Origin of the sequence: Paracoccus sp. (in: a-proteobacteria) (genome assembly GCF_046289755.1) — a bacterium.
In the GTDB taxonomy this organism is placed as follows: Bacteria; Pseudomonadota; Alphaproteobacteria; order Rhodobacterales; family Rhodobacteraceae; genus Paracoccus.
On record NZ_JBKBVD010000043.1, the window covers coordinates 14,100 to 32,653 of the forward strand.

An 18,554-nucleotide genomic window follows, 5' to 3' on the forward strand; every position below is an offset into this window, starting at 1 on the left:
CCGCCACACACCCGGCCCATGATGAACCCTTATCTTCAGGTTGCCATTGGCGGCGCCATTGGCGCGACGTGCCGCTTTGCCGTCTATCGTGCAGCGCCTCTGCACTGGGCGGGCTATGGGCTGGCGACGGCGTTCGTGAACGTCGCGGGCAGCTTTCTGATGGGGCTGCTGGTGTCGCTGCTGGCGCACCGGACCGGCAATGCCTGGGCGCCGCTGTTGCTGACCGGCGTGCTGGGCGGGTTCACCACTTTTTCAGCGTTCTCGCTCGACGCGATGTCGATGTGGGAACGGGGGCAGGCCATGGTGGCGCTGTTGTATATTTCCGGCTCGGTCATACTGTCGATTACGGCGGTTCTGGCGGGGCTGATGATCGGACGAGGACTTTGGGCATGAGCGGCGTGCAGACCATCCGCGTGGGCGAGGACGAGGGCGAACAGCGCCTCGACCGCTGGTTAAAGCGGCGCTTTCCGCATCTGTCGCAGGGCGCGGTTGAAAAGCTGTGCCGGACGGGTCAGTTGCGGGTCGATGGCGGACGGGTCAAGGCCGCCTCGCGGCTTGAGGTGGGGCAAGAGGTGCGGGTGCCGCCGCTGCCCGATCCCGGCGACACGCCGCCCCGGCCCCATGGCGCGCGCATCCCGGAAACGGATGTGCAGATGATCCAGAATGCCGTCCTGTGGAAGGACGAGCATATCATCGCGCTGAACAAGCCGCCGGGCCTGCCCAGTCAGGGCGGCAGCGGGCAGGGCAGTCGCCATGTGGACGGCCTGACCTCGGAACTGTTGTTCGGCTTCAAGGACCGGCCCAAGCTGGTGCACCGGCTGGACAAGGACACGTCGGGTCTGCTGCTGCTGGCGCGCACCGACCGCGTGGCCCGCGCCCTGTCCGAGGCGTTCCGCAACCGCACCACCCGCAAGATCTATTGGGCCGCCGTCGCGGGCGTGCCGCATCCGCGCATGGGCACGGTGCGCTATGGTCTGGTCAAGGCGCCGGGCCATGGGCGCGGCGGCGAGGGCGAAAAGATGATCGCCATCCACCCCCGCGACATTGATGCGACCGAAGGCGCCAAGCGCGCCACCACCGATTACGCCGTGCTGGACGCGCTTGGGTCGCGGGCCTCGTGGTGCGCGCTGGTGCCGATCACCGGGCGCACCCATCAGCTGCGCGCCCATATGGCCGAGCTGGGCCACCCGATCGTGGGCGACGGCAAATATGGCGGCTCGGGTCAGGAAAATCTGGGCGATGGCTGGGGCGCGCAGCTGGGCGGAGAGATCAGCCGCAAGCTGCATCTGCATGCGCGCAGCCTGTCCTTTGACCACCCGATCACCAAAAAGCGCATCACCCTGACCGCGCCCTTGCCCGAACATATGCAGCGGACGTGGAAAACCGTCGGCTGGTATGAGAACGACGTGCCCGACGATCCGTTTGCGGAGGACGAATGAGGCTGGTCGTCTTCGACGTCGATGGAACGCTGGTCGACAGCCAGCATCACATCATCCGTGCCATGACCGACGGCTTTGCTGTGGCCGGGCTGGAGGCGCCGCCCCGCGCCGAGGTGCTGGGCATCGTCGGCCTGTCGCTGCCGATTGCGGTGGCGCAGCTGCTGCCCTTGGCCGATCTGGCGACGCAGGCGCAGATCGTCGAGGGCTATCGCGCCTCTTATATGCAGGCGCGGTCCGAAAAGGCCGCGCCGCTTTATCCCGGCGCGCGCGACTGCCTTGACCGGCTGGCCGCGCGCGACGATCTGCTGCTGGCGGTGGCCACCGGCAAGTCGCGGCGGGGGCTGGATGCGGTGCTCGCCGCGCATGGGCTGGAGGGGCGGTTCATCAGCCTGCAGACGGCGGACGGGCATCCGTCCAAGCCGCATCCCTCGATGCTGTGGCAGGCGCTGGCGGATGCGGGCGCTGATGCCGGGGCGGCGGTGATGGTCGGCGACACCAGCTTCGACATCGACATGGCGCGCGCGGCCGGGATGCCCGGCTTTGGCGTCACCTGGGGTTATCACCCGCCCGAATCCCTGACGGCGGCGGGCGCGACCCTGATCGCGCAGGACTTCACGCATCTCACGCAGGCAATCGAGGACTGGGCGGCATGAGCGAATGGAAGGCGCGGCGGTTCTGGACCGACGTTACAATCCGGCAGGTGGACAGCGGCCACGAGGTGATGCTGGACGACCGTTCGCTGCGCACACCGGGCAAGCTGCCGCTGATCCTGCCGACCGCGCCGCTGGCCCATGCCATCGCCGATGAGTGGCGCGCGCAGGGCGATCTGATCCAGCCGCTGACCATGCCGCTGACCCGCGCCGCGAACTCGGCCGTCGAGCGGGTGGCGCCGCAATTCGAAGGCGTTGTGGACATGCTTGCCGAATATGGCGGCACCGATCTGCTGTGTTATCGGGCAACGGACCCGGCCTCGCTGGCCGAGGCGCAGGCCCGGCACTGGGACGATCTGCTGCACTGGGCGCAGGCCGATCTGGGTGCCCCGCTGCGGGTGACGCAAGGGGTGATTCCCATCGACCAGAGCCCGGATGCGCTGGCCCGGATGCGCGCGGCACTGGCCGCGCTGGACCTGTATGGGCTGACGGCGGCCTATGATCTGGTGACGCTGCCCGGCTCTCTGGTGCTGGGGCTGGCGGTGCTGCGCGGGCGCCTGACTGCGACCGACGCCTTTGCCCTGTCGCGTCTGGATGAGGAATTTCAGGCCGAAAGATGGGGTCAGGATGATGAGGCACAGGCTGCCTCCGAGGCCCGCCGCGTGGCTATGATTTCAGCAGAACGGCTGTGGACCCTGTCGCGGGCCGGTTGAAAGCGCTTGGCGATGTGATGCAGGTTCTTGACGGGTCGGTTTGTATCGGCACAATGTCGCTTATCGGGACCTTCCTTGCGGCGGTTCTGCAATAAGGGTCGGCAACGGCCTGTTCCGCGTCTGTCGGCTGCGCTTTGCGTTAACGGACGCTCCAACACAGAGGTAGATATGACAAAAACGGTTTTCCTGGGGACGGTAGCCGCTGCGACGCTGTTTGCCGGTATGGGCATGGCGCAAGAAGGCTCGACCCTGGCGCAGGTCAAGGATCGGGATGAGCTGAACTGTGGCGTCAATACCGGGCTTGTCGGATTTGCTGCACCGGATGCGAACGGCAACTGGACCGGGTTCGACATTGCGGTGTGCCGCGCCGTTGCCGCTGCCGTTCTGGGCGATGCGAACAAGGTGCGCTTTGTGCCGACCACCGGCCAGACCCGCTTTACCGCGCTCAGCTCGGGCGAGGTTGACGTGCTGGCACGCAACTCGACCTGGACCTTCTCGCGCGATACCGACCTCGCGTTGGATTTCATCGGCGTCAACTATTACGATGGTCAGGGCTTCATGGTGCGCCGCGATCTGGGCGTCACCTCGGCCAAGGAACTGGACGGTGCGACCATCTGCATCCAGACCGGCACCACGACCGAGCTGAACCTGGCCGACTATTTCCGCGCCAATAACCTGAACTACACGCCCGTCAACATCGACAGCAATGCCGAGGGCGAGCAGCAGTACATGGCCGGTGCCTGTGACGCCTACACGACCGACGTGTCGGGTCTGGCGGCCACCCGCGCGGCCTTTGCCGACCCGGAAAACCATGTGATCCTGCCCGAGATCGTCTCGAAAGAGCCGCTGGGGCCGGCCGTGCGCCATGGCGACAACAACTGGGGCGACATCGTCCGCTGGACGCTGAACGCGCTGATCGCCGCCGAGGAATACGGCGTCACCTCGCGCAATATCGAAGAGCTGGTGCGGTCCTCGACCAACCCGGAAGTGCAGCGCCTTCTGGGCACCTCGGACGATCTGGGCGCCATGATCGGGCTTGATGCCGAATGGGCACGCCGCGCGATCCTTGCCGGTGGCAACTATGGCGAGATCTTTGCCGCCAATATCGGTGAGCAGACCCCGATCGGTCTGGCCCGTGGCCTGAACGCACAGTGGACGCAGGGCGGCCTGCTCTACGCACCGCCGTTCCGCTGATCGCAGCCTGACAAGGGGCCGGGGCCGCAATGGTCCCGGCCCGCCCCTTTCGGGGGCATGTAACAAGAACGCGCCCGCTCAACATATACGGCGAAAAGCCGAGTTGCGGGACAACAGGGGTATATCCAGATGACGGATGTCTCGGCGCCGGGCAACCCGCCGTTCCGGCTGAGCATGCTGATCTATGATCGGCGCTACCGCTCGCTGACCTTTCAGGTGATCGTTTTCATCCTGGTGATGCTGGGTCTGTGGCAGCTGACGATGAACGTGCTGCAGAACCTGTCCCTGATGGGCAAGAACCTGAGCTTCGGCTTTCTGTTCCAGCGCGCGGGCTATGACATCGCGCAGACGCCGATTCCCTATACCTCGAACGACACGCATTTTCGCGCGGCCACGGTGGGCCTGCTGAACACGCTGATCGTCTCGGTTCTGGGCTGCATTGCGGCCACGATCCTTGGCATCATTGTCGGCGTGTCGCGGCTGTCGAAAAGCTGGCTGTTTGCCCGCCTGATGACCGTCTTTGTCGAGATCTTCCGCAACATGCCCCTGCTGCTGTGGATTCTCATCATCTATGCGATCTTTACCGAGATCCTGCCGCCCCCTGCTGCCTATCGTGGCGAGGACGCGGCCTGGTCGATGATCCTCTTCGATCACGTCGCGCTGACCAACCGCTATACCGCGCTGCCGACCATGGCGATGACCAATGATCCGGGCAGTCTGGATCTGGGTGCGCGCATCACCTTCAACTGGGCGACCATTGCCTTTGTCACCGTGCTGATCACCGGCTGGCTGGTGCGCCGCGCGATCCGGGGCTGGGCGCAGTCGGTGCAGGACCGCACCGGATTGCGGCCGACCACCTGGTGGATCAACCTTGCGGTGATGACGGTGCCGTCGCTGCTGCTGATCTGGTATTTTGGCCTGCGTCTGGTGGCACCTGAACTGACCGGATTCAACTTTACCGGCGGGCTGAATGTGTCGAACGCGCTGGTCGCGCTGTGGCTGGCCCTGACGCTGTATACCGCAGCCTTTATCGCAGAGATCGTGCGCGCGGGCATTCTGGCGGTCAGCAAGGGCCAGACCGAGGCGGCCTTTGCCCTGGGCCTGCGCCCCAAGCGCACCATGAATCTGGTGATCCTGCCGCAGGCGCTGCGGGTCATCGTGCCGCCGCTGATCTCGCAATATCTGAACCTGACCAAGAACAGCTCGCTGGCGATCGCGGTGGGCTACATGGATCTGCGCGGCACGCTTGGCGGCACGACGCTGAACCAGACCGGACGCGAGCTGGAGGCCATCGTTCTGATGATGCTGGTCTATCTGGTGCTCAGTCTGATCATCTCGGCGGGGATGAATGTCTTCAACGCCAGCGTCAAACTGAAGGAGCGTTGAGATGAGCGAAACCGGCACACAGACCGCAGCCTTCGTCCGCGACAGCATGCTGCCCGCCGCGCCCGCCCCGCAGGCCGAATCGGGCGCGATCAAATGGCTGCGCGAGAACCTGTTTTCAGGCCCCGTGAATACGATCCTGACGCTGCTGGGGCTGGCGATTGTCTGGTTCCTCGTGGCGACCTTCTGGGACTGGTTCGCGCATTCCGTCTGGACCGCAAACAACCTGTCGGAATGCCGCGAGATCATCTCGGCCACATGGGGGCCGGATGCCCGTGGCGCCTGCTGGGCCGTCATCCGCGAGCGGTGGAACCAGTATGTTTTCGGCTTCTACCCCCAAAGCCTCTATTGGCGGCCGACGATGACCTTCGGTCTGCTGATGGTCGCGCTGGCGCCGGTGCTGTTTGCGCCCGCGCTGAAGATCCGCCGCATTCTGCTGCTCATCACCGCCGTGGCGACGCTGGCGGCGATGATTGCCCTGAATGCCCCGATGGGTTGGCTGATCTTTGCAGCCGTGGTCCTGATCGGTGGTCTGCTGATCTCAGAGCGCAATGTCCTGTGGCTGTTGCCCTTCTCGTTGATCTTTCCGCTGCTGGGGGTGTGGCTGCTTTGGGGCGGCAGCCTCTGGGGGCCGGTCTTCGTGCTGGTGGGGCCGCTGCTGGGCTGGGCCGCATGGCGCATCACCGACCGGTTCGCACCGATGCTGGCGGTTCTGGTGGGCGTGCTGGTCACGCTGTTCTTCTGGCTGATGCTGGCGGGTGACGCGGCGCGCGATGCCGAGAACCTTGTGTCGCTGTCGATCCAGTCGGTGCGTTCGGACCGGTTCGGCGGCTTCCTGCTGTCGATCACCATCGGCGTCGCGGGGATCGCCCTGTCGCTGCCTCTGGGCATCGTGCTGGCGCTGGCCCGGCAGTCGGACATGTTCCTCATCAAGTCCCTGTCGGTCATCTTCATCGAGTTCATCCGGGGTGTGCCGCTGATCACGCTGCTGTTCGTGGCCTCGCTGCTGCTGAACTATTTCCTGCCGCCGGGCACCACCTTTGACATCATCCTGCGGGTCATCATCATGGTGACGCTGTTTGCCGCCGCCTATATGGCCGAGGTGATCCGGGGCGGTCTTGCCGCGCTGCCGCGCGGGCAATACGAGGCCGCCGATGCGCTGGGGCTGGACTACTGGAGGGCGCAGCGGCTGATCGTGCTGCCGCAGGCGCTGAAAATCAGCATTCCGGGGATCGTCTCGACCTTTATCGGGATGTTCAAGGACACGACGCTGGTGACCTTTGTGGGCCTCTATGATCCGCTCAAGTCGATGTCGGACGCCGTGCGCGCCAGCACCGACTGGAAGGGCATCTATTGGGAGCCGTACATCTTTGTCGGCGCCATCTTCTTTCTCATCTGTTTCGGCATGTCGCGATACTCGATGTATCTGGAACGCCGGCTGCAACGCGACCACAGGTAAGGACCCCCTGCCATGAACGAACCCATCACCCGCCAGATCGACCGCAGCCAGATGCATGTCAGCGACGAGGTCGCCATCGACATCACCGGAATGAACAAGTGGTTTGGCAGCTTTCACGTGCTGCGCGACATCAACCTGACCGTCAACCGCGGCGAGCGGATCGTGATCGCCGGGCCGTCAGGTTCGGGCAAGTCGACGCTGATCCGCTGCATCAACCGTCTGGAAGAGCATCAGAAGGGCGACATCGTCGTCGATGGTGTGGCGCTGACCAGCGACATCAAGAATATCGACAAGGTGCGGTCCGAGGTCGGAATGGTGTTTCAGCATTTCAACCTGTTCCCGCATCTGACGGTGCTTGAGAACTGCACGCTGGCGCCGATCTGGGTGCGCAAGGTCCCCCGCAAGCAGGCCGAAGCGACGGCGATGCGGTTTCTGGAAAAGGTCAAGATCCCTGAACAGGCGAGCAAATATCCCGGCCAGCTGTCAGGGGGCCAGCAGCAGCGTGTGGCCATCGCGCGATCACTGTGCATGCAGCCGCGGATCATGCTGTTCGACGAGCCGACCAGCGCGCTGGACCCCGAGATGATCAAGGAGGTTCTGGACACGATGATCGAGCTGGCCGAAGAGGGCATGACGATGATCTGCGTGACCCATGAGATGGGCTTTGCGCAGGCGGTGGCGAACCGGGTGATCTTTATGGATCAGGGGCAGATCGTCGAGCAGAACAACCCGACCGATTTCTTCAACAACCCCAAATCCGAGCGGACCAAGCTGTTCCTGAGCCAGATCCTGGGGCACTGAGCCGGAGCGGGGCAGGGGGGCGCTGCCCCCCGGTCCCTTCGGGCCCTCCCCCCGGGATATTTGTGGACCGCTGCAGGGAGGGGGGCGCGGAGCGGTTTCAGCTGCGCCCGTCGAAGCGGACGAAGTCCATGACGCTGCCAAAGCCCGGCTGCAGCTCTGCCCAGCTTTCGATCTGGAAATCCACCACCAGCGTCGCAGCCGTCGGGTAGCGGCGGAAGTCCGGGTCCATCGGCGGACGCGACGGCAGCATTGCTGCAAAGGCCGAGATGCCGGGATTGTGCCCCAGCATCATCACCGTGGGATGGGTGGCCGTTTTCAGCACGGCAAGCATCCGGTCCGGTCCGGCATGATAGAGCGAAGGCTCGGCCCGCCACAGCGGGCGCACTTCGAGCGGGGTGGCGGCAACGACATCCCAGGTTTCGCGCGTGCGTTGGGATGTGGAGCACAGCACCTCTTCGGGCTCGTAGCCACGGCTTGCCATCCAGTCGCCCAGAGCGCGCGCCGACCGGCGGCCCCGGTCGTTCAGGGGGCGGTCGTGGTCGTCAAGCGTCGGGTCGTCCCAGGCCGATTTGGCATGACGGGTCAGGATCAGTCTGCGGTATCCGAGCGGAGTCATCAATAATCTGCCTTGTTCCCATGCCTGTCACGGGGCAGCGTGCCACAGGCTTTGGCACGGCTGCAAGCGTGGTGATCGCGGTCTGTTACAATAGGGCTAGAGGCCGGTATCGCCCTGCCGCAGACCGCGCGGCTTGACCCGCGGTTCGGTCGTGCGGATCAGCGAGCCGGCGCCATGTTCGGTGAAGAGTTCCAGCAGGCAGGCATTGGGAACCCGGCCGTCCAGAATCACCACGGCGCGCACGCCCTCTTCCAGCGCGGCCAGGGCGGTTTCGGTCTTGGGGATCATGCCGCCCGCGATCTGGCCATCGGCGATCATGGCGCGGACCTGATCGGGGTGAAGCTGGGTGACCACCTCGCCGGTGGCATCCTTGACCCCCGTCACATCGGTCAGCAGAAGCAGCCGGTCGGCCCTGAGCGCGCCCGCGATGGCGCCTGCGGCCGTGTCGCCATTGACATTGAAGGTCTCGTTATCCTCCATCCCGGTGGCGACCGGCGCAATCACCGGGATCATGCCGGCGGTATAGAGATCGCGGATGATCTGGACATTCATCTCGACCGGGCGGCCGACAAAGCCCAGTTCGGGATCGTCGGCCTCGCAGACCATCATGTCGTCATCCTTGCCCGAGATGCCGACCGCGCGCCCGCCTGCGTCATTGATCGCCTGAACGATGCGCTTGTTGACGAGGCCCGACAGCACCATTTCCACCACCTCGACGGTTTCCTTGGTGGTCACGCGCTTGCCGCGCACGAAGCGGCTTTCGATGCCAAGCCGCGCCAGCAGTTCGTTGATCATCGGGCCGCCGCCATGGCAGACGACGGGGTTCATGCCGACCTGCTTCATCAGCACGACGTCGCGCGCGAACTCGGCCATCGCCTCGTCGTCGCCCATGGCATTGCCGCCGAACTTGACCACGACGACCGCGCCCGAATAGCGTTGCAGATAGGGCAGCGCCTCTGAAAGCGTGCGCGCCGTGGCGATCCAGTCCGGGTTCATTGTCTGTTTTCTCATCCGTGAGGCCCCTTGCCGACGGTGCGGACCCTAGGACGCCTGCGGCGATCAGTCCAGCCCGGCAATGATCGCGCGCATTGTCGCAATGCCGCGACCTTTTTCCGACGAGGTCACGATCAGTTCAGGATAGGCGGCGGGGTGCTTTTGCAGCTCTTCCACGACCTGATCCAGAACGGGTTGCAGCGCGTTCGGGCCCAGCTTGTCGGTCTTGGTCATGACGACCTGAAACGGCACGGCCGAGCGGTCCAGCAGCTTCATGATCTCGTGATCAACGGGTTTGATGCCATGGCGGGAATCGATCAGGCAGAAGGCGCGCCGCAGCGTCGCGCGCCCGGCCAGATAGTTTTTCAGCAGCGCCTGCCATTTGGCGACCACCGCGACCGGCGCCTTGGCAAAGCCATAGCCCGGAAGGTCGACCAGATAGCTGTGCTCGCCCAGGGTGAAATAGTTGATCTCTTGCGTGCGGCCCGGTGTGTTGGACGCGCGCGCAATCCCCTTTCGCCCGGTCAGCGCGTTGATCAGGCTGGACTTGCCGACATTGCTGCGCCCGGCAAAGCAGACCTCGGGGCGGTCGGCGGGGGGCAGGCCGTCCATATGGACGACGCCCTTGACGAAATCGACCGGGCCCGCGAACAGCAGGCGCGCGGCCTCGGCGGTGTCGGCGTCCGGCTCGGTGGCCAGGGGGAATGCGACCTTCATGGCGTGATCTTGTCTCCGATCAGGATGTCACCGCCGGTGACCACTTCGGCAAAGACGCCAAAGTCGGTGTGGCCATAGAGGCGGTTCAGTGTGTCGACCATATCGCCATCGCGCTGGCCGGTGGTGCTGTCCGCCGAGGTGGCGTCGCAGCGGCCGATATGGTCGGTGATGCGCAGTTCGACCTGGCCGATGCGGATGACGCGACCGATCCAGTCCCGCTCGGACCAGGCGGGGGCGCCGTCGAGCCAGAGATTGCCCCGCCAGCGATCCGTGCCAGGCGACCGGCCCAGCCGGGTTTCCAGATCGCGCAGGCTGTCCAGCGACAGGATCGAAATCCACGGCCATTTCTGATCGGTCCAGATCGCGGCGCCCCGCACCAGTCGCGTGGGGGCGGGCGCATCGGCGGGCCACAGCGGGCGCAGCCAGTCCAGAAACCGGGCGGCGTCGGTGTCCGGATCGAACCGGATCTCGCCCTGAATCGGGTGGGAAAGGCGCAGCTGGGTGCCGTCCCAGCCGCCCTTGATGGCTTGAAGGGCATGCGACGCGACGCCCCGGACGAAACAGGACTTGGGCAGCCAGCGATCCGGCTGCCCGTCGGTCTGACTTGCAACGGCATGGCGTTCGCCCGCCTCGGTCAGCACCGCCCAGTTGCGGTCACCGGGCAAGCGCCGCGCCGGAGCGAGCGTGACGCGATCCAGCCCCTCACCGCCGACCGACTTGATCGGATGGCGGCGGATCAGAGCCAGGCGTGCCGTCACTTGCCTTTGTCCCGGTCAGCCCTTGGGCGCTTGGGGATCGAGGCGCGGATATTGCCGAACAGATCCGGCCGGTGCCCGTGCATCGACATGATCGTGTACTGCTGGATGATCGTGATGACGTTGTTGGTCACCCAGTACAGCACCAGCCCCGAGGCAAAACCGCCCAGCATGAACATGAAGATCCACGGCATCCACGCAAAGATCATCTTCTGCGTCGCGTCTGTCGGGGCAGGGTTCAGGCGCTGCTGCATCCACATGCTGATGCCGAGTGCGATCGCCAGAGCAGGCAGCGTCATCGAATGCAGCAGCGTGCCCTGCGCGGGGACGCCAAAGGGCAGCAGGCCATAGAGGTTCAGCAGGCTTGACGGGTCAGGCGCGGACAGATCCTGAATCCAGCCGAACCACGGCGCGTGGCGCAGTTCGATGGTGACGAAAATCACCTTGTAGAGCGAGAAGAAAATCGGGATCTGAAGCAGGATGGGCAGGCAGCCGGCGGCGGGGTTCACCTTTTCGCGCTTGTACAGTTCCATCACTTCTTTCTGGAACTTCATGCGGTCGTCGCCGGTGCGGGCCTTCAGTTCTTCCATCTGCGGCTGCAGTTCCTTCATCTTGGCCATCGAGATGTAGGATTTGCGCGCCAGCGGGAAGACCAGCGTCTTCAGCACGAAAGTCAGCGCGATGATCGCCCAGCCCATATTGCCGATGATGCCATGCAGCCAGTGCAGCAACTGGAAGATCGGCTTGGTCAGAAAATAGAACCAGCCCCAGTCGATCGAATCCACAAAGCGCTGAATGCCCGGCGCCTCTTCGTAGCTGCGGATCACCTCCCAGACCTTGGCGCCTGCGAACAGGTAGCTTTCGGCGGTCAGTTCGGTGCCCGGCGCCACGGTCTGGAGGGGGAAGCGCGCCTCGGTCTGATAGATATCGGCGCCTTCGGCATATTTCACGACAGCAGTGAACGCCTGACCCGGCGCGGGTGCCAGCGTCGTCATCCAGTATTTGTCGGTAAAGCCGATCCAGCCGTTCGCGCTGACGTCAAAGACCTGTGCGCGGCCTTCGCGTGCAATCGGGTCCAGCCCGGCGAGGTCTTTATAGTCCATCTCGATCAGGCTGCCGTCATGCATGCCGACGACGCCTTCGTGCAGAATGAAAAAGTTCTGCGTGTCGGGGCGGCCATGGCGCGCAATGATGCCATAGGGTGCGGCCGAAAACTCGGCCTCGCCGTTGTTTTCCAGGCTTTGAGAGACCGAGAACAGATAGTTCTCGTCCAGTGCAAAGCTGCGACGGAAGATCTGGCCTGCGCCGTTATCCCATGCCAGCGTCACGGGCTGACCGGGCGACAGGGTTTCGCCGGATTCGAGGCTCCAGACAGTTGCGGGGCCGGGCACCAGAGCGGGGTCGATGCCGGGTCCCGGTGTCCAGCCATAGACGGCGTAATAGGGCTTGGTCAGGTTGATATCGACGCGGTCATCGGCGGTGGCCGACGAGGGGGACAGCAGCCGGACCTCGGGCGCGCCCTCGTCCAGCGTTTCCAGATAGCGGGTCAGCAGCAGATCGTCGATCCGCCCCCCGACCAGCGAGATCGAGCCCTCAAGCGCCTGCGATCTGATGGCGACCCGTTCGACCGGCTCGGCGCCGGGCGCGGCTTCGCCTGCGGCCAGGTCGGCACCGGGCGCGGCTGTCGTGCCGGGCAGGGCCGCCGGGGCCAGCGGCTGCTCGCCGATGCCCTGAACCGCAAGCGGCTGGCCTGATGGCTGGTCCGAGACCGGGTCGGGCGCGAAGACCGTGTACCAGACCAGGATCACCAGAAACGACAGGACCGTCGCCAGGATCAGATTTCTGTTGTTGTCGTCCATGCCGTCACCACTGTCATCGGGTCAGTCGCGCCGGTTCAACAGAAGCAGCCCCCAAAGGTCAAGCAGATATGGCGAAACAGCCGGATTTGCCGGACGTCAAAACCGGCTTGTGCGTCTGCGAAGGGTCAGATCTGCCCCCCTTTCAGCAACTGTCCCAGCCGGGGCTGCTCTGCCGCGTGCAGGTTGAGGAAGGCCGTCGTCTCGGCCAGCGGCATCGGTGGGGCGATGGCAAAGCCCTGCACCTCGTCGCAGCCCATCTGCGCCAGAAAGGCGTGTTCCTCTCGGGTTTCGACCCCTTCGGCCAGCGCCGCGATGCCAAGGCGGTCCGCCAGCGCAAGGATCGCCAGAATCATGCGCTGCTGGGCCGGATCAATATCGCAGCCGGTCACGAAGCTGCGATCAATCTTGATCCGTTGGACGCCGAACTGTCGGATGGCATCGAGACTGGCATACCCGGTTCCGAAATCGTCGAGGTCGATGCGGCAGCCCGCGCGGGCCAGTGCGGTCAGGTTCCGCCGTGTTTCGGCGTTGCTGGTCACCGGGCCGACGCTTTCCAGAACCTCGATGACAAGGCGCGTCGGAGGGATTTCGTGGCGGTCCAGTTCCCACAACAGGCAGGTGGCGAAGGCGGGATCGGCCAGTTCACAGTCCGAGATGTTCAACGACACCGTCGGGACAGTCCAGCCCGCACGGTCCCATTCCTTCAGCGCATGCAGCCCCTGATCCAGCATGGCCAGCGTCAATGCGCTGTGATCGGCGTCGGTCATACCTGCAAAAAACGCGGCAGGCAGCAACAGCCCACGATGCGGGTGGTTCCAGCGCGCCAGAATCTCGAACCCCGTGACCGCGCCCGTATCGCAGCAGAGCTGCGGCTGAAAATGCGCGACAAGCTGGCCGGCACCGGCGGCGTCGCAGACCGAGGCCGTCCGACTGCGCTGCGACAGCGCGGCATCGAACCCGTGCAGGTGGATCAGCCCGAGGCCGCTGTCCGACAGGTCATCAAGGTGTTGACGGGCCGCGCAAATCAGGTCAGCGGGCTCTGGCAGGTCACGGCCTTCGGCATGAATGAGGACCCCCGTCAGGACGGGCACCACCCTGCGCCCGGACACTGTCAGAGGCGCCTGCGCCTGCTGCTGCAACCGCTTTGCGACCTGCACCAAGTCGCGATCAGAGTGATCGCGCAGACTGACCGCAAACAGGCCGGGGGCGACGATCTGAACCGGGTCGTCGGGACGGATCGAGCGGCTGAGCGCCATCGACAGACGCACGATCAGATAGCTGAGAGCTGATTTGCCGAGCGTATCCCCCAAAAGCCCGGTATTCTCCAGCCGCAACATCAGCACGCTGCAGGATCGGTCCGGCTGCGCACAGGGCGCGGGCCGTCCCAGAAAAGCCCGCAGCGGTGACAAAAGATGGGATACCTGTCTGAACATGCCGGGCCTTTCACTGAAACCACCGCAGGCATGTCTAAACGCGCAAAGCTTGCGGTTCAGTTAATGTTCCAGCGCTCCATCGCGCAAATTCGGCACTTCGACCGCGTTTTTGGCCAGGACCGGCGGAAAAAGCGTCGAAAAGTCGAACAATCCGGGGTCCAGAAGGTGGGACGGGCGCACATTCATCAGCGCCCGGAACATCACCTGCCGCCTGCCGGGGCTGCGTGATTCCCATTCGTCCAGCAGGCGTTTGACCTGCACGCGTTGCAGGCCCTCCTGGCTGCCGCACAGGTCGCAGGGGATGATCGGATAGTTCATCGCGCGGGAAAACCGCTCGCAATCCGCCTCGGCGACATAGGCCAGCGGGCGCAGCACGGTCAGATCGCCCTCTTCGTTCAGCAGTTTCGGCGGCATCGTGGCCAGGCGCCCGCCGTGGAACAGGTTCATGAAAAACGTTTCCAGAATATCGTCGCGGTGATGGCCCAGAACCACGGCCGAGCAGCCCTCTTCCCGCGCGATCCGGTACAGGTTGCCGCGCCGCAGACGCGAGCACAGCGCGCAATAGGTGCGGCCCGCCGGCACCTTTTCTTTCACGATGGAATAGGTGTCCTGATATTCGATCCGGTGCGGCACGCCGCGCGCGGCCAGAAACTCGGGCAGAACCGTCACCGGAAAATTGGGCTGGCCCTGATCCAGATTGCAGGCCAGCAACTCGACCGGCAGCACCCCACGCCATTGCAGTTCGTGCAGAACGGCCAGCAGGGTATAGCTGTCCTTGCCGCCCGACAGGCAGACCAGCCAGCGGTCGCCGGGGCGGATCATGCCGTAGTCCTCGATCGCGGCGCGGGTCTCGCGGATCAGGCGCTTGCGCAGCTTGCGAAACTCGGTCGAGGACGGAGCGCCTGCGAACAACGGATGGATTTCGGTGTCGTCAGCGTCGTCCAGCATCGCCGCACTCCTTGTCGTGTTGGGGATCGGCGCCGGGCACCGGGTCATAGCCCTGCCCACCCCATGGGTGGCAGCGGCAGACGCGCCGGGTGGTCAGCCAGCCACCGCGCAGCCCGCCGTGGCGCGCCAGTGCCTCCAGCGCATAGGCCGAGCAGGTCGGCTGAAAGCGGCAGCCATGACCGACCCAGGGCGAGGCGACCAGCCGGTAGGCGCGCACCGGCAGCGCCAGAAGATGCGCCAGCGGCGTCACGCATGCACCTTGCGCAGCGCGCGGTCCAGATCGTCGCAAAGCTCTGTAAATCCGCGTGAAATGGTCGCCTCGGGGCGTCCGACCAGCACGTAATCCCAACCCGGCAGCGCCAGACCCGGCAGCACCAGCCGCGCCGCCTCGCGCAGCCGGCGCTTGGCGCGGTTGCGGGCGACGGCATTGCCGATCTTTTTCGAGCAGGTGAACCCGATGCGGGGCAGGCCCTCATCCGCACGGCGCCGGGCCTGCAGCAGAAAACCCGGCATGCCTTGCCTGCGCGCCCGCGCCGCGGCCAGAAAATCCGCGCGCTTGGTCAGGATGGCTGGCAGCCGCCGTTCGGGCATGCGAAATGCCGCCGTGCCGACATCCTGTGGCTGCTGTTCAGCAAGAGGATGGGGCAGGGGCGGCATGACGACAGCCTTTACGTGGCGGGTGTCCCCGCCGGTGCGCGATGTCAGGCCGACAGGCGCTTGCGGCCTTTGGCGCGGCGGGCGTTCAGCACGCGGCGGCCGCCTTTGGTGGCCATGCGTGCGCGGAAGCCGTGACGGCGCGCACGAACGAGGTTCGACGGTTGGAAGGTGCGCTTCATGGTCAGTCTCCGGGTCGGTGCTTGCGGGTGACGCGGGGCTGGGGGCGGCGACCATGCCGCAACCCCGCGCAGACGCGCCGGTTGTTCGAAGCCAGCCAGATAGTTGACCTGCCCCCCCGCGTCAACCCATGATGCCCGCCTGCGCCTGCAAAAACCGCGCCGCACCGCGACAGGGCGCGGGCCAGAGCCGATCGTCCCTGATCAGGGGGTGACAGGGAACCCAGGCTGGATCACATTCGTTTGAACACGAAATCATTCATCTACCGGCTGACAACCGCGTAGGGTGCGACCATAACCCGGATCATATGCGACTGAACACGATCTCTGGCCGATTCGCTTTGTTGACGATGATGTTCGTCATCCTGGCAGAGCTGTTCATTCTGCTGCCTTCGCTGGCCAGTTTCCGTCTGGACCACCTGAATTCGCGGCTGGAGCGGGCGCAGATCGCCAGTCTGGCGCTGCTGGCGACCGACGAATCGCTGGCCGCCGATCTGGAATCAGAGCTGTTGCAGAACGCGGGCGTCTTCAACGTGGTGCTGCGCCGCAACGACATCCGCCAGCTGGTCCTGTCCTCGCCCATTCCCGGCCCGGTCGCGGCCACCTATGATCTGCGCGATGACGGCGTGCTGCAGACCATCGACGATGCGCTGGCGACGCTGTTTTTGACGGAAAACCGGGTGATTCGCGTGATCGGAGCGCCTGTCAATCAGGCGGGTCAGCTGATCGAGATCACGATGGAGACCACGCCGCTGCGCGAGGCGATGATTGATTACGGGCTGCGCCTTCTGGCGGTCTCGGCGGCGTTCTCGATCCTGACGGCCGCGCTGCTCTTCGCGGCGGCGCAGCGGCTGATTCTGGTGCCGATCCGGCGCGTGATCAGCCATATGTCGGCCTATGCCAGCGCCCCCGAGGATGCCCGCCACATCATCATCCCCGATGCCCGGCTGGCCGAACTGCGCGAGGCCGAGACGGCGCTGCAGTCGATGCAGAAGACCGTCACCTCGTCGCTGAAGCAGAAAGAGCGGATGGCCCAGCTGGGGCAGGCCGTCGCCAAGATCAGCCACGATCTGCGCAATATCCTGACCACGGCGCAGATCTTTGCCGACCGGATGGAGGACAGCGCCGATCCCAAGGTCCGCCGCGCCGCGCCCAAGCTGGTCAAGTCGATCACCCGCGCCGTCAACCTGTGCGAGACGACGCTGGCCTTCGGCAAGGCCGAAGAGCCCTCGCCCACGCTGTCACGCTTCAACCTCGCCAAGCTGGCCGCCGAGGTGGTCGAGGCCGAAAGCCTTGCCGGCGAGGCGGCAGGCAAGGTCGAGTTCCTGACCGACATTCCGCCCAGCCTGACGATCCGCGCCGACCGCGATCAGCTGTATCGTGTGCTGTCGAACCTTGTGCGCAACGCGCGGCAGGCGATCGAGGGCACGGGCCAGTCCGGCACCGTCGAGATCGGCGCGGGCGAATCGGATGCCGGATGGTGGATCCGCGTCGGCGATACCGGGCCGGGCCTGCCCGACAAGGCGCGCGAATATCTGTTCCAGCCCTTTACAGGCAACGCGCGCAAGGGCGGCACCGGTCTGGGCCTCAGCATCGCGGCCGATCTGGTTCGCGGACATGGCGGCCGGCTGGACCTGCTGCGCAGCGACGCCGAGGGCAGCGCGTTCTGCATCCACATCCCGCGCGACATGGCGGTTCTGCCGCTGCGCGAAGAGGCCGGGGCGCAGTAGAACCGCGGCAGAAGGCCTGGTTAAGTTTTTTCGATTTTGCCCTTGCGCTCGGTTTGCGGCATCGTTAATTCCCCTCCTCAGGTTGCACCCGTAGCTCAGCTGGATAGAGCACCAGACTACGAATCTGGGGGCCGGGCGTTCGAATCGCTCCGGGTGCACCATTTACCATCTTGTTATCCTTCCATTTTTAGGTGGGTTGATCGACCCATTGCGGGCCGGTTTGCAGCCGGTTTGCAAATTGCGTTGCCGGGCTGTTCTCGAAGGCCAGGATCGCTGCCCGTGACAGGGCGGGTGTCATGGCCAGATATTTCTCCAGAATGCGGGTTGCCGATTGCAGGGTGTGGCCGGTGACGGCGCAGATCTGAGGAATGCTGTTCCCAGCCTCAGACAGCAGCGTGACCGCCGTGCCGCGCAGATCGTTGAACCGCAAATGCTCGGCCTTCTTGGCCTTGGTCAGTTCAGCATAGGCAGCGGGTCGCAAACCGCAGGCGACCATATGCGCCGACCATTGTTTGCCGAGTTCTTTGTCATTGCCGTCAGTGAACCACGGGCGCCCATCGGGCCGGGCGAGAATGAAGGGCCCGACACGTGTCATGTCATCCAGCATCCGCCGCAACGATTGCGAGGCGTAGATGGTGACTCGGGCTTTCGTCTTGCTCTGCTTGAGGCTGACAGTATCGCCCGCATAGTCCGACCAACGCAGCCGGATTAGATCACCATACCGCTGTCCCGTATGTAGCGACAGGATCATAGCCTGTTGCAGTTCCAGCGAGGCCGACGCCATGAACGCGGCGATGTCGCCTGCGGTCCAGATCATTTCCGACCGATCAGCGGAATAGATACGTTCGAAGCCCTGCAAGGGGTTGTCCTTGATCCGGCCCTTGCGCGCGGCATAGGTAAAAACAGCTGATTGGCCTGCCGCCGGTTTCGTGGACAGCGGGTTCAGCTAGCATAGCGCGGGTCTCGAACTCCATGGGGCTGAGATAGCCCAGTTTCGAATGCCGTCTACGCGGGTTGTAGAAGCGCTCGAT

At 64.8% G+C, this 18,554-nt stretch carries 20 protein-coding genes, 1 tRNA gene and 1 pseudogene; 10 read left to right on the forward strand and 12 right to left on the reverse strand.

Annotation, left to right across the window (positions count from 1 at the left end; translation table 11 throughout):
* The first annotated feature begins 18 nt into the window (after positions 1-18).
* From ACK41U_RS14725 to ACK41U_RS14760, 8 genes are all read left to right on the forward strand, one after another.
* On the forward strand, positions 19-393 hold the full coding sequence (locus tag ACK41U_RS14725) for a fluoride efflux transporter FluC (RefSeq protein WP_409681600.1): 375 nt from the start codon (positions 19-21) through the stop codon (positions 391-393).
* A complete protein-coding gene (locus ACK41U_RS14730; RefSeq protein WP_409681601.1) occupies positions 390-1,439 on the forward strand; it encodes an RluA family pseudouridine synthase in 1,050 nt (349 codons plus the stop codon). The genes ACK41U_RS14725 and ACK41U_RS14730 overlap by 4 nt, the downstream gene beginning before the upstream one ends.
* The gene (locus ACK41U_RS14735) at positions 1,436-2,092 is read left to right on the forward strand and encodes an HAD-IA family hydrolase (RefSeq protein ID WP_409681603.1); all 657 of its coding nucleotides are present in this window, start codon (positions 1,436-1,438) and stop codon (positions 2,090-2,092) included. The genes ACK41U_RS14730 and ACK41U_RS14735 overlap by 4 nt, the downstream gene beginning before the upstream one ends.
* Positions 2,089-2,802, forward strand: a complete 714-nt coding sequence (locus tag ACK41U_RS14740) for an ATP12 family chaperone protein (RefSeq protein WP_409681604.1) — start codon at positions 2,089-2,091, stop codon at positions 2,800-2,802. The genes ACK41U_RS14735 and ACK41U_RS14740 overlap by 4 nt, the downstream gene beginning before the upstream one ends.
* Before the next feature lie 168 nt (positions 2,803-2,970).
* Positions 2,971-3,996: an amino acid ABC transporter substrate-binding protein gene (locus tag ACK41U_RS14745; protein WP_409681606.1), complete on the forward strand. Its 1,026-nt coding sequence runs from the start codon at positions 2,971-2,973 to the stop codon at positions 3,994-3,996.
* Positions 3,997-4,125: 129 nt separating this feature from the next.
* On the forward strand, positions 4,126-5,382 hold the full coding sequence (locus ACK41U_RS14750) for an amino acid ABC transporter permease (protein WP_409681608.1): 1,257 nt from the start codon (positions 4,126-4,128) through the stop codon (positions 5,380-5,382).
* A gap of 1 nt (position 5,383) precedes the next feature.
* Complete coding sequence (locus tag ACK41U_RS14755) at positions 5,384-6,838, forward strand: amino acid ABC transporter permease (RefSeq protein WP_409681610.1); 1,455 nt, start codon at positions 5,384-5,386, stop codon at positions 6,836-6,838.
* Between the two features lie 12 nt (positions 6,839-6,850).
* Positions 6,851-7,639 (forward strand): amino acid ABC transporter ATP-binding protein, encoded by a 789-nt coding sequence (locus ACK41U_RS14760; RefSeq protein WP_409681612.1) that lies wholly within the window; start codon positions 6,851-6,853, stop codon positions 7,637-7,639.
* 97 nt (positions 7,640-7,736) lie between these two features.
* Here the strand turns inward: ACK41U_RS14760 and ACK41U_RS14765 are convergent, their stop codons facing one another.
* The 10 genes from ACK41U_RS14765 to rpmH all read right to left on the reverse strand — a co-directional run bounded on the left by ACK41U_RS14765 (position 7,737) and on the right by rpmH (position 15,796).
* Complete coding sequence (locus ACK41U_RS14765) at positions 7,737-8,255, reverse strand: SixA phosphatase family protein (RefSeq protein WP_409681614.1); 519 nt, start codon at positions 8,253-8,255, stop codon at positions 7,737-7,739.
* Between the two features lie 96 nt (positions 8,256-8,351).
* A complete protein-coding gene (gene argB, locus ACK41U_RS14770) occupies positions 8,352-9,251 on the reverse strand; it encodes an acetylglutamate kinase (protein ID WP_409681633.1) in 900 nt (299 codons plus the stop codon).
* A 63-nt stretch (positions 9,252-9,314) separates the two neighbouring features.
* On the reverse strand, positions 9,315-9,965 hold the full coding sequence (yihA, locus tag ACK41U_RS14775; RefSeq protein WP_409681616.1) for a ribosome biogenesis GTP-binding protein YihA/YsxC: 651 nt from the start codon (positions 9,963-9,965) through the stop codon (positions 9,315-9,317).
* Entirely contained in the window at positions 9,962-10,723 is a 762-nt protein-coding gene (locus ACK41U_RS14780; RefSeq protein ID WP_409681618.1) for an MOSC domain-containing protein, read from the reverse strand. Before ACK41U_RS14780 ends, yihA begins: the two co-directional genes overlap by 4 nt.
* Positions 10,720-12,579: a membrane protein insertase YidC gene (yidC, locus tag ACK41U_RS14785; RefSeq protein ID WP_409681620.1), complete on the reverse strand. Its 1,860-nt coding sequence runs from the start codon at positions 12,577-12,579 to the stop codon at positions 10,720-10,722. Before yidC ends, ACK41U_RS14780 begins: the two co-directional genes overlap by 4 nt.
* A gap of 125 nt (positions 12,580-12,704) precedes the next feature.
* Positions 12,705-13,916, reverse strand: coding sequence for an EAL domain-containing protein (locus tag ACK41U_RS14790; protein ID WP_409681622.1), 1,212 nt, complete (start codon positions 13,914-13,916; stop codon positions 12,705-12,707).
* Positions 13,917-14,072: 156 nt separating this feature from the next.
* Complete coding sequence (gene ttcA / locus ACK41U_RS14795; RefSeq protein WP_409681624.1) at positions 14,073-14,960, reverse strand: tRNA 2-thiocytidine(32) synthetase TtcA; 888 nt, start codon at positions 14,958-14,960, stop codon at positions 14,073-14,075.
* Positions 14,944-15,210 (reverse strand): membrane protein insertion efficiency factor YidD, encoded by a 267-nt coding sequence (yidD, locus tag ACK41U_RS14800; protein WP_409681626.1) that lies wholly within the window; start codon positions 15,208-15,210, stop codon positions 14,944-14,946. Before yidD ends, ttcA begins: the two co-directional genes overlap by 17 nt.
* A complete protein-coding gene (rnpA, locus tag ACK41U_RS14805; RefSeq protein ID WP_409681635.1) occupies positions 15,207-15,551 on the reverse strand; it encodes a ribonuclease P protein component in 345 nt (114 codons plus the stop codon). The genes yidD and rnpA overlap by 4 nt, the downstream gene beginning before the upstream one ends.
* A gap of 110 nt (positions 15,552-15,661) precedes the next feature.
* The gene (rpmH, locus tag ACK41U_RS14810) at positions 15,662-15,796 is read right to left on the reverse strand and encodes a 50S ribosomal protein L34 (protein ID WP_028725980.1); all 135 of its coding nucleotides are present in this window, start codon (positions 15,794-15,796) and stop codon (positions 15,662-15,664) included.
* A gap of 305 nt (positions 15,797-16,101) precedes the next feature.
* Between rpmH and ACK41U_RS14815 the strand changes: the two genes are divergently transcribed.
* Both ACK41U_RS14815 and ACK41U_RS14820 read left to right on the forward strand, forming a co-directional pair.
* Entirely contained in the window at positions 16,102-17,523 is a 1,422-nt protein-coding gene (locus ACK41U_RS14815; RefSeq protein ID WP_409681629.1) for a sensor histidine kinase, read from the forward strand.
* Between the two features lie 84 nt (positions 17,524-17,607).
* Positions 17,608-17,684 (forward strand) — tRNA-Arg (locus ACK41U_RS14820).
* A 26-nt stretch (positions 17,685-17,710) separates the two neighbouring features.
* Here ACK41U_RS14820 and ACK41U_RS14825 read toward each other — a convergent pair.
* Both ACK41U_RS14825 and ACK41U_RS14830 read right to left on the reverse strand, forming a co-directional pair.
* A complete protein-coding gene (locus tag ACK41U_RS14825) occupies positions 17,711-18,382 on the reverse strand; it encodes a tyrosine-type recombinase/integrase (protein ID WP_409681631.1) in 672 nt (223 codons plus the stop codon).
* An 85-nt stretch (positions 18,383-18,467) separates the two neighbouring features.
* Positions 18,468-18,554: pseudogene (locus ACK41U_RS14830) on the reverse strand (IS3 family transposase); the annotation flags it as partial.

What these genes read in the sequence shown, in the direction of transcription:
- ACK41U_RS14725 (WP_409681600.1), top strand. Translation starts at nt 19, where the DNA reads ATGATGAACCCTTATCTTCAGGTTGCCATTGGCGGCGCCATTGGCGCG.
- ACK41U_RS14730 (WP_409681601.1), top strand. Translation starts at nt 390, where the DNA reads ATGAGCGGCGTGCAGACCATCCGCGTGGGCGAGGACGAGGGCGAACAG.
- ACK41U_RS14735 (WP_409681603.1), top strand. Translation starts at nt 1,436, where the DNA reads ATGAGGCTGGTCGTCTTCGACGTCGATGGAACGCTGGTCGACAGCCAG.
- ACK41U_RS14740 (WP_409681604.1), top strand. Translation starts at nt 2,089, where the DNA reads ATGAGCGAATGGAAGGCGCGGCGGTTCTGGACCGACGTTACAATCCGG.
- ACK41U_RS14745 (WP_409681606.1), top strand. Translation starts at nt 2,971, where the DNA reads ATGACAAAAACGGTTTTCCTGGGGACGGTAGCCGCTGCGACGCTGTTT.
- ACK41U_RS14750 (WP_409681608.1), top strand. Translation starts at nt 4,126, where the DNA reads ATGACGGATGTCTCGGCGCCGGGCAACCCGCCGTTCCGGCTGAGCATG.
- ACK41U_RS14755 (WP_409681610.1), top strand. Translation starts at nt 5,384, where the DNA reads ATGAGCGAAACCGGCACACAGACCGCAGCCTTCGTCCGCGACAGCATG.
- ACK41U_RS14760 (WP_409681612.1), top strand. Translation starts at nt 6,851, where the DNA reads ATGAACGAACCCATCACCCGCCAGATCGACCGCAGCCAGATGCATGTC.
- ACK41U_RS14765 (WP_409681614.1), bottom strand. Translation starts at nt 8,255, where the DNA reads ATGACTCCGCTCGGATACCGCAGACTGATCCTGACCCGTCATGCCAAA.
- argB (WP_409681633.1), bottom strand. Translation starts at nt 9,251, where the DNA reads ATGAACCCGGACTGGATCGCCACGGCGCGCACGCTTTCAGAGGCGCTG.
- yihA (WP_409681616.1), bottom strand. Translation starts at nt 9,965, where the DNA reads ATGAAGGTCGCATTCCCCCTGGCCACCGAGCCGGACGCCGACACCGCC.
- yidC (WP_409681620.1), bottom strand. Translation starts at nt 12,579, where the DNA reads ATGGACGACAACAACAGAAATCTGATCCTGGCGACGGTCCTGTCGTTT.
- ACK41U_RS14790 (WP_409681622.1), bottom strand. Translation starts at nt 13,916, where the DNA reads ATGTTGCGGCTGGAGAATACCGGGCTTTTGGGGGATACGCTCGGCAAA.
- ttcA (WP_409681624.1), bottom strand. Translation starts at nt 14,960, where the DNA reads ATGCTGGACGACGCTGACGACACCGAAATCCATCCGTTGTTCGCAGGC.
- rnpA (WP_409681635.1), bottom strand. Translation starts at nt 15,551, where the DNA reads ATGCCCGAACGGCGGCTGCCAGCCATCCTGACCAAGCGCGCGGATTTT.
- rpmH (WP_028725980.1), bottom strand. Translation starts at nt 15,796, where the DNA reads ATGAAGCGCACCTTCCAACCGTCGAACCTCGTTCGTGCGCGCCGTCAC.
- ACK41U_RS14815 (WP_409681629.1), top strand. Translation starts at nt 16,102, where the DNA reads ATGCGACTGAACACGATCTCTGGCCGATTCGCTTTGTTGACGATGATG.